The following is a 6787-nucleotide window of genomic DNA, read 5'->3' as shown; positions in this document are numbered from 1 at the left end:
CCAATATTGGAATTGTGCTTTGGGAATAGCCATTTGTTTTGCATATTCACTTTGAGACATTACTTTTGGGGAATAGCCTTGAATAACATTTAATTTGATATCACTTGTATATTTGCTCATATAAAAACTGCACCTCCAATTGTTAGGTAGTGTCTAACAATTGGGGTGCAGTTCATTTCTTAGCTTTTTTTGTTTGCATTATTACATAGATGACTTTGCATATCTTATTTGCTTTTGTTCAGAATAATAAATAGAACATAAAGGAGATAGGATATGAAGAAAAAATATATCAATATTTTATTGGGAGATCTGGAAGTGAATAGAGACCTGAAGTTATTGCTTACTATAGGTGGGCTTTATGCACTTGCAATTTTTTTATCCAACACATTTGTAAACATATATTTATGGAAGCAATCCAACGATTATGTTTCCATTGCGATATATAATTTGTTTGTGTACATTGTTCAACCACTTACATTTATTATTGCAGGAAGAATGGCAAAAAAAATAGATCGTGTATTGGTTTTACGAATTGGTGTTAGTACACTTGCAATTTTCTTTTTAACTGTGCTCTTTTTAGGTGAAAAAGCAGTAACTTATAATATGCTACTTGGCAGTCTTTTAGGGCTTGGTTATGGTTTTTATTGGTTGGCGTTTAATGTGCTCACATTTGAAATAACAGAACCCGAAACAAGAGATTTCTTTAATGGCTTCTTGGGATTGATGCAGTCTTTTGGTGGGATGGTTGGACCAGTTCTAGCTGGGTATATTATCGCACAATGGAATAATAGTCAGGGCTACACGGTTATATTCAGTATTTCCTTTATATTATTCATTGGAGCAGTTATTTGTAGTTTCTTCATAAAGCGCAGATCAGCTAAAGGACGTTTTAATTTTATAAGAATACTACAAGAAAGAAAAAATAATAAAAATTGGGGTAAAATTTTGTATGCTCACATTTTACAAGGCCTTCGAGAAGGAATTTTTGTATTTGTTATCTCTATCTGGGTGTTCATTTCAACAAATAGTGAATTAGCGTTAGGTACATTCAATTTAGTTTTTTCTGGCTGTTCTTTTATTTGTTATTATGCTGCAACTAGATTTGTTACACCGAAAAGGAGAAAACGATCTATTTTTATCGGAGGAATCACCCTGTTTTTAGCGATATTTATTATCATTTTTAACCTGAACTATACGATTTTATTAGCTTATGGAGCGATCATCGGTATTGCCTATCCGTTATTCACCGTACCCTACGTCTCTTTAACATATGATGTGATTGGAAAAGGGTGGAAAGCAGGAGAAATGCGTATAGAGTACATCGTTGTAAGAGAAATTTTTCTTAATACAGGCAGGGTGATCTCCATCATTATTTTTCTAATTGGCATTCAATTAGTTAATCCTGAAACGAGCACTCCTATTGTTCTTCTTGTGCTAGGTTCTGGTCACTTTATTGTATACTTTCTAATAAAGGATATTACATTGCCGTTAACTACAAAAAATAATGTAACGAATATCAAAGAAGATATAATATCTCATGAAAATAGATGAATGACATGTTATACTAATCCTAGTTTATAATGATTAGGGGGAAGTATGGAATGGGGAAAAATAAGAAAAAAAAGAATAAATCAAAAATTCCCTTTCGTTTAAATATATTGTTTGTATTTATTTTTGGTTTATTTTCATTGTTGATCTTACAATTAGGGGTCGTTCAGATATTAAACGGAGAAGAAGCTCAGAAAAAAATTGATGAAACAGAAAGCACAAAAGCATATCTTTCTGTCCCAAGAGGAATTATGTACGATCGTAACCATAAATCAATTTTGGAAAATGAGTCTACACTCTCCATTACATATACACCACCTAAGAATGGAGATAAACCTGAAGAGCGATTAGAGCTAGCCAGAAAATTGGCGCAATACATTACAATGGAAGAGGATAAAGAGGAACTAGAATCAATGGTGAGAGAAAGAGACAAGAAAGAGTATTGGTATCTTTTTAATGCAGAGGAAGCTGAAGATCGTTTGACAGAAAAAGAAGATGAATTGGATTCCGGCGAAAAGTATCAAGCGATGCTATATAAAATTACGGAAGAGGATTATAACGAATATGATTGGTCAGATTCTAATCTGTTGAATATAGTCGCAATTAAGAAAGAGTTAGATGCAGCTAGAGAGTTCACACCGCATATCATAAAGAATGAAAATGTAACTGAAAAAGAATATGCGTTAGTATCGGAGCATTTATATGAGCTAGAAGGAATTGATGCGAAGATTGATTGGAATCGAGTGTCAAACGTAGAAGATACCTTTTCTACTTTTATTGGTAATATTACGACAACCGATCAAGGGATACCGCGAGAGAATGAAACATATTACCTTACAAGAGGATATAGTCGAAACGACCGTGTAGGAACAAGTGGCTTAGAAAAAGAATACGAAAGTGTTTTACGTGGACAAAAAGAGGTCATTGAATTTACTACAAATAATAATGATGAAATTATTGGTCAAAAGACAGTAGTTGAAGGAAAAAGTGGTGACGATTTAGTTTTGACAGTTGATATTGAACTGCAACAAGCGGTTGATAAGATTGCTCAAGAAGAATTAGAGAAATTCTATAAATCAAACCCGTCTGAAAACCGTTATATGGAAGATGCGCTCGTTGTCATGATGGACCCACAGACTGGGGAAGTATTGGCGATGTCAGGTGCGCATCGTGATAGGGAGACAAATGAATATCTTGATGAAGCACATCGGGTCATTTATAACAATAATATGCCAGGATCAACAATTAAAGGTGCAACTGTTTTAGCTGGATTAGATTCTGGTGTGATTCGACCAGGAGAACCTATTTATGATACACCGATAAAAATTAAAGGGACGCCGACGATGAGCTCCTGGAAAAATATGCAATGGATTAATGATATTCAAGCAATTGAAGATTCATCAAACATTTATATGGCGCAAATAGCTATACGATTGGCTGGCGCGAATTATCAATATGGTCAACCTTTAAGAAGTTTTGACTTTGATGCTTTCCAAACGTTGCGTAATTACTATAGCCAATTCGGATTAGGTGTAGAAACAGGCATCGATCTACCATATGAATCGCCCGGAATCATCGGTTCATCTCCATTAGCAGGTAATTTACTTTATTTATCTTTTGGACAGTATGATGCTTACACGACGTTACAATTGGCGCAATATGTATCAACAATCGCGAATGACGGCTATCGTGTGCAACCACATTTAGTAAAAGAAATTCGACAAGCTAATGGGTCAAAAGAAACATTAGGGCCTGTAGTCGAATCATTTGATACGAATGTGCTAAATAGAGTGTCTATGAAACAAGAATATATCGATCGAGTGCAACAAGGATTTAGACGAGTTGTAACTGATGGAACCGCTAGATCGCATTGGAGTAACAATCCTTATAAAGTAGCTGCCAAAACAGGTACAGCGCAAAATGATGTATATGAAGATGGAGACTTAAAAGAACAAACATATAACTTAACATTAGTTGGTTATGCACCATATGATGAGCCGGAGGTTGCTTTTGCAATTGTCGTTCCTAGAGCGGGTACAGGAAATGACCAGAATGGTATTCACCACAATATTGGTAATCGAATTATTAATAAATATTTCGAATTAAAAGAGCAACGAATGATCGAAGGAAAAACAAAAAAGACGAACGAAACAGAAGAAATAGAAGAATAATACAAAAAAGGAGAAAAAGCTATCCATGCTTTTTCTCCTTTTTTGTATTTTTACACATTCTTTACACTGAGTTAACTATAACTTAAAAGTTAATCGTTATGATAAAGATGTAGCAGCAAGTTAGGCTATAACCATTTATCATATTAGGGGGACAGAAACATGAAAAATATTAAAAGAATTGGATTTGCACTATTAAGCATTTTAACGATTGGATTATTAGCAGCTTGTGGTTCTGGTAATGACACAACAGATAATGCTAACGGTGAAGCTTCTTCAGAACAGTTAGAAGGTAGTGTTGTTGTGGATGGATCTGGAACTGTGTACCCTTTGATGGCAAGAATTGCTGAAGAATATATGTTAACAGAACAAGAAAGTGTTTCCGTAGAAGTAGGACGTTCAGGTACAAGTGCAGGTTTTGAGAAATTCCTCACAGAAAACGGAACAGATTTCAATAACGCGTCAAGACAGATTAAAGACAAGGAAAGCGCTACTGCTGAAGAGCTGGGAATTGAAGTGAAGGAATTGAAGGTTGCGCTTGATGGATTAACCATTGTTACACATCCTGATAATAATTGGGCAACGGAAATGACAACAGAAGAAATAATTAATATTTTTAAGGCAGACGGTAACGTAACGAAATGGTCTGATATTAATCCGGACTGGCCAGATGAGAAAATTAACACATACGGGCCCAATGAAAACCATGGGACATATGAGTTTTTCTATGAAACAATTATGGAAGAACAGGACTTAGTTTCAAACATTGACTTACAACAAGAATACTCGACTTTAGTGACATTAATATCTCAAGATCCAAATGCTATCGGTTTCTTTGGCTTTGGATACTATGCAAATAATCAAGATAGCTTACAAGCTGTTAGTGTTGACTTTGGAGATGGAGCTGTCGAGCCATCATTAGAAACTATTGATGAAAGTGGTCCATATGCAGGTTTCACCAGACCAGTATTCACTTATCTTAATGTAAATAATGCGAAAGAAAAAGCGCAGGTAATTGATTATGCACGATTCGTTATGGAGAATGTCAATACATTTGCAGGTGAAACAGGTTTTGCACCGATACCTGATGAAGAAGTAGAAGCAAATCTGGATTTCTTAAACGGATTAGAATAACACGTGGTTAAGTGGCTAGTAAAAAAAGAAGAGAGAAATGACTCTCTTCTTCTTGCTAGTATAGAAGGAGTGTAAGATATGCGCCGGAATAGCCAAATGAATGAGGAAGAAACATGGCACGTTCGAGATTTACTTACCGAAAATAAAAGTGCCAAGAATAGAAGTGAATTAGGGGAGAAATTTATTCCTAAACTACTATTATTCATTGCACTATTATCGATTTTAACAACAATTTTAATTGTTATCACGCTAGTTACAGAAACAATTGGCTTTTTCAGCGAGGTTCCCTTGTTAGAATTTTTTACTGGAACAGTACTAAAACCTTTGAGTCAAAATCCAGAGTTTGGGATCCTGCCACTCATCAATGGAACAATTATTTCTTCTGCTATCGCGATGTTAGTTGCTGGGCCAATTGGAATCATGACAGCCATTTATTTAAGTGAATATGCAACAGATCGTGCCCGAAGAGTACTTAAGCCAATGCTTGAGCTATTAGCAGGTATCCCAACGATTGTTTATGGTTTTTTTGCGTTTACGTTTGTTACACCATTATTGCGAGAATTTATACCTGGGCTAGAAGCGACTAATATTTTAAGTCCTGGGATTGTTATGGGAATTATGATTATTCCAATGATTGCTTCATTATCAGAAGATGCGATGAGCTCGGTTCCTAATGCGATGAGAGAAGGTGCATTAGCATTAGGAGCAACAAAACTAGAAGTAACTTTTCGTGTCATTATTCCAGCTGCATTATCCGGAATCATTTCTTCATTTGTACTTGGGATCTCTAGAGCAATTGGAGAGACAATGATTGTAACTATTGCAAGCGGCAGCTCAAAGAACTTTACTTTTGATATTACCCAATCCATGCAAACGATGACTGCATATATCGTGGAAGTATCAGGTGGTGATGCACCAGCAGGTTCTACTATTTATTATAGTCTGTATGCTGTTGCAATGACATTGTTTGTATTTACTTTGATTATGAATATTATCGCTCGATATATCTCCAAGCGCTTCAAGGAGGAGTATTAAATGAAGTATATAGATGCAGAAAAAGTAAAAAGCAATATGGTAATCAGGTTAATGTTAAATAAACTATTACAATCTGTATTCCTTTTAGCAACTTTATTTGGACTGATTGTTCTTGCAGTTTTAATTATAAGAATATTATCAGAAGGATTAAGCTATATTGATTTCAACTTTTTAACTGGAAAATTATCTACCAACCCGGAAAGAGCAGGTATTATGGGTGCGATATTAGGAACGTTGTGGTTAATGGCTGTAGTGGTTCCTGTCACAATGTTTCTTGGGATTGGTACTGCTATTTATAATGAGTTATATGCATCCAAAAGTCGTTTTCAGCAGGTAATTCAAACGAATATAGCTAATTTAGCAGGTGTTCCTTCTATTGTATATGGGATTTTAGGTATGACAATTTTTGTTCGTGCATTGGGCTTTGGGAATGTCGTTTTGGCTGGTGGTTTAACGATGTCATTATTAATCTTGCCAATTGTTATAGTATCTAGTCAAGAAGCTATTCGTGCGGTGCCACAACATTTAAGTGAAGCTTCCTATGGTTTAGGAGCGACAAAATGGCAAACAGTGAAAAAGATTATACTGCCTGCTGCTTTACCAGGAATTCTAACGGGAACAATTCTTGCGTTGTCAAGAGCAATTGGGGAGACAGCACCGCTTGTTGTGTTAGGTATTCCAGCTTTACTTCTTCCTTTTCCAGGTGGTATTTTGGATAAATTTACTGTTTTACCAATGCAAATCTATTATTGGACAATCGATTCCTCTTTAGTAGATGATTATGCATATTTAGCGTCAGCAACGATTATTGTTTTACTTACGATGTTGTTCTTGTTAAATGCAGTAGCGATTATTATTCGAAATAAGTTCCAACAAAGATATTAATGGAGGTTGAGAAGTTG

5 protein-coding genes are annotated in these 6787 nt (G+C 35.3%); all 5 read left to right on the top strand.

The window, feature by feature from the left end; translation table 11 throughout:
• Nucleotides 1-273: 273 nt before the first annotated feature.
• The 5 genes from HP569_RS02815 (at nucleotide 274) to pstA (ending at nucleotide 6770) form a co-directional block, all read left to right on the top strand.
• Nucleotides 274-1551, top strand: a complete 1278-nt coding sequence (locus tag HP569_RS02815) for an MFS transporter (RefSeq protein WP_182199593.1) — start codon at nucleotides 274-276, stop codon at nucleotides 1549-1551.
• A gap of 50 nt (nucleotides 1552-1601) precedes the next feature.
• Nucleotides 1602-3719: a peptidoglycan D,D-transpeptidase FtsI family protein gene (locus HP569_RS02810; protein ID WP_182199591.1), complete on the top strand. Its 2118-nt coding sequence runs from the start codon at nucleotides 1602-1604 to the stop codon at nucleotides 3717-3719.
• 159 nt (nucleotides 3720-3878) lie between these two features.
• Nucleotides 3879-4850 carry a PstS family phosphate ABC transporter substrate-binding protein gene (locus HP569_RS02805; protein ID WP_182199589.1) on the top strand — a complete coding sequence of 324 codons (972 nt, stop codon included), beginning with the start codon at nucleotides 3879-3881 and terminating at the stop codon, nucleotides 4848-4850.
• Between the two features lie 78 nt (nucleotides 4851-4928).
• A complete protein-coding gene (pstC, locus tag HP569_RS02800; protein WP_182199587.1) occupies nucleotides 4929-5885 on the top strand; it encodes a phosphate ABC transporter permease subunit PstC in 957 nt (318 codons plus the stop codon).
• A complete protein-coding gene (gene pstA / locus HP569_RS02795) occupies nucleotides 5886-6770 on the top strand; it encodes a phosphate ABC transporter permease PstA (protein WP_182199585.1) in 885 nt (294 codons plus the stop codon).
• The last annotated feature ends 17 nt before the right edge of the window (nucleotides 6771-6787 follow it).

It is taken from the genome of Paraliobacillus salinarum, from assembly GCF_014083865.1.
Lineage (GTDB): Bacteria > Bacillota > Bacilli > Bacillales > Amphibacillaceae > Paraliobacillus > Paraliobacillus salinarum.
The sequence above is the reverse complement of the archived record's forward strand: the minus strand, read 5'-3'. Positions and strand labels throughout refer to the sequence as shown.

What these genes read in the sequence shown, in the direction of transcription:
- HP569_RS02815 (WP_182199593.1), top strand. Translation starts at nt 274, where the DNA reads ATGAAGAAAAAATATATCAATATTTTATTGGGAGATCTGGAAGTGAAT.
- pstA (WP_182199585.1), top strand. Translation starts at nt 5,886, where the DNA reads ATGAAGTATATAGATGCAGAAAAAGTAAAAAGCAATATGGTAATCAGG.
- HP569_RS02810 (WP_182199591.1), top strand. Translation starts at nt 1,602, where the DNA reads ATGGGGAAAAATAAGAAAAAAAAGAATAAATCAAAAATTCCCTTTCGT.
- pstC (WP_182199587.1), top strand. Translation starts at nt 4,929, where the DNA reads ATGCGCCGGAATAGCCAAATGAATGAGGAAGAAACATGGCACGTTCGA.
- HP569_RS02805 (WP_182199589.1), top strand. Translation starts at nt 3,879, where the DNA reads ATGAAAAATATTAAAAGAATTGGATTTGCACTATTAAGCATTTTAACG.